3 protein-coding genes are annotated in these 3012 nt (G+C 66.5%); all 3 read left to right on the forward strand.

Annotated features, from left to right (window positions below; all coding sequences use genetic code 11):
- On the forward strand, positions 1 to 1128 hold a 1128-nt coding region (locus tag ACH4F2_RS35485; protein WP_398136765.1), incomplete at its 5' end, for a flavoprotein.
- 10 nt (positions 1129 to 1138) lie between these two features.
- Positions 1139 to 2374, forward strand: coding sequence for an MFS transporter (locus ACH4F2_RS35490; protein ID WP_298782394.1), 1236 nt, complete (start codon positions 1139 to 1141; stop codon positions 2372 to 2374).
- 16 nt (positions 2375 to 2390) lie between these two features.
- A partial coding sequence (locus tag ACH4F2_RS35495; protein WP_398136766.1) for a flavin-containing monooxygenase occupies positions 2391 to 3012 on the forward strand: 622 nt, incomplete at its 3' end.

Here is a 3012-nt window from a genome sequence, read left to right on the forward strand (position 1 = left end):
GTAGATGCGTACCCGACCGGACAGCAGTGGCGTCAGCTCTACCTCGAACCCCTCGCCGCCGCCCTCGGTGATGCGGTGCAGTTCGACACCGAGGTGATCGGCGTCGCCCGACGTGGCCGCGACCTGGTCGTCGACGCCGGCCGCGATACCGAACCTCTCTCCATCCACCTGCGCCGCCCAGGCGGCAGCGAGGACCGCGTCTTCGCCCAGGCCGTCGTCGATGCTTCCGGCACCTGGGGCACCCCGAACCCGCTCGGCGGGGAAGGACTGCCCGCCCTCGGCGAGAGGGCTGCCGCTGCCGCGATCACCTACCGTGTGCCCGACCTCGACGACGAGGCGATCCGTGCCCAGTTCGCCGGGAAACACACCGTCATCGCAGGCAGCGGCCATTCCGCACTGACTGCCATCGTCGCGCTAGCCGGACTCGAAAAGCAAGCCCCCGGTACGCGCATCACGTGGGCTGTTCGCCGCGGGGCTATCGGTTCCGCGTTCGGCGGCGGTGAGTCGGACGAGCTGCCCGCTCGCGGCGCACTCGGACTCCGCGCGAAGAAGGCTGTCGACGACGGACTTCTCACCGTGGTCACCGGTTTCCGCACCGCCGCCGTCGAATCCGCCGACAATGGTCAGCTCGCACTGGTCTCCGATGCCGGCACCCGGATCGAGAACGTCGACAACGTCGTCACCTTGACCGGATTCCGCCCCGACTTGTCGTGGCTGTCGGAAATCCGACTCGGCCTCGACCCCGTGCTGCAGGCCCCGACACAGTTGGCGCCTCTGATCGACCCGAACGTCCACTCCTGCGGCACGGTCTATCCGCACGGCGCGAAAGAACTTCGCCATCCCGAACCGGGTATGTACCTGGCGGGGATGAAGAGCTACGGCCGCGCGCCGACGTTCCTGGCGATGACCGGGTACGAGCAGGTACGCAGCATCGCCGCCGAACTCGCCGGCGATCACGAGGCCGCCGCCCGGGTGGAGTTGATCCTCCCGGAAACCGGAGTCTGCGGCGGCGCTGGTGTTTTCGACGAACCCGATACCGCGGAATCCGAGGGTGGCTGCTGCGCCGCACCTGCTCCGGAGCTGATCTCGCTGTCCAGTCCCTCCGGCAGTTCCAACTCCTGCGGATAGGGCACAGCCGATGACGACCATCGAAGATCCGCCTCGCCCCGTCAGCCTCGATCCGTCGGGGCTGCGGCGGGTCCTGGTGGCGCTGTGTCTGACCGAAATCACCAGCTGGGGGATTCTGTACTACGCGTTTCCCGTTCTGTCGGTAGCCATTTCCCGCGATACCGGATGGTCGAGCGCTGTGATCGTGGCGGCGTTCTCGGTCAGCCAACTCGCCGCCGCCGCCGTCGGCATACCGGTGGGACGGATCCTCGATCGCCACGGGCCCCGCTGGGTCATGACCACAGGATCTGTACTCGCTGTACCCGCACTGGTGGTCATCGCGACAGCTCACACCCTCCCCCTGTTTTTCGCGGGTTGGGTGTTCGCCGGCATCGCGATGGGCGCGGTGCTGTATCCACCGGCATTCGCCGCACTGACTCGCTGGTACGGCGACAACTACGTCAAAGCACTGATGATTCTCACCCTCGCCGCGGGTCTGGCCAGCACGGTGTTCGCGCCACTGTCTGTCGCTCTGGCCGATCGATTCGATTGGCGCACAACCTACCTGGTGCTCGCCGCCATACTGGCTGTGATCACCATCCCCGGACACATCTGGGGTTTGCGTGGCGGGTGGCCCGACCCCATCCGCCTGCCCCACGCGCAGCCCGGCGACTACCACCGCACCTCACGCAGCCTCCCATTCCTTGCTCTGATCGTCGCCCTCGCGGCAGCCGCTTTCGCCGCATCCGCCGGCGTCTTCAACCTCGTACCGCTACTGATCGAACGCGGTTTCAGTCCCAGCCTCGCCGCACTCACGCTCGGGCTGGGCGGCGCCGGCCAGGTCATCGGCCGCATCTTCTACCTACCACTCGCAGCGAAGACCAGTGTCCGCGTACGCACGGTATCGGTCATCGCCGTTGCCGGTCTGAGCACCGTGTGGTTAGGTCTGGCGAGCTCTACGGCGGCGTTGATCGGCATCGCCGTCGGCGCCGGACTGGTCCGCGGCATCTTCACCCTGATCCAGGCCACCGCCATCACCGACCGCTGGGGCGGCGAACACTACGGGCGCCTCAACGGGCTGATGTCCGCACCGATCGTCATCGTCATGGCCCTGGCTCCGTGGGCCGGCACCGTGCTCTCCACCTGGACCGGAAGCTACGCCCACGCCTACCTCGTCCTCGGAGCGATTGCCCTCGTCGGCGCCGTGATCAGCGCAGCAACCATCCCCGCCCTCCGCACCACCACAACGATTCCGATCACTTCCTGACCGAAAGACAATTCTCATGACGTACTACGACGCGATTGTCGTCGGTGGCGGTCAGTCCGGCCTGGCCGCAGCCCATCATCTGCGCCGCCAGCGGCTCGACACCGCGATCATCGAAGCGGGTAGCGAACCCGTCGGCTCCTGGCCGCAGTACTACGACAGCCTCACTTTGTTCTCACCAGCAAAGTACAGCTCCCTCCCCGGTCTACCGTTCGGCGGCGACGGTGACCGCTATCCCGGACGCGACGAAGTCGTCGACTACCTCCGCCGCTACGCAAAGACCCTCGATGTGGACATTCACGTCAACGAACGAGCCGATACCGTCACCACCAGCGGCGGCCAGTTCACCGTCCGGACCGACAGCGGATCCGCCTTCACCGCACCTCGAATCATTGCCGCCACAGGAGGATTCGAAACTCCACACAGTCCCGCACTGAAAGGGTTGGATGCCTTCACCGGGACTGTTGTGCACGCCGCCGACTACCGCGAACCCACCGCCTACGCCGGGCAGAACGTCATCGTGGTCGGAGCCGGGAACTCCGCAGTACAGATCGCTGCCGAGCTCGCCGAAACAGCCGATGTGATCCTGGCCAGCCGAAACCCCGTGACATTCGCGCCGCAACGACCCCTACGCCGAGACA

This window comes from Streptomyces sp. NPDC017890, assembly GCF_044328675.1.
GTDB lineage: Bacteria > Actinomycetota > Actinomycetes > Streptomycetales > Streptomycetaceae > Streptomyces.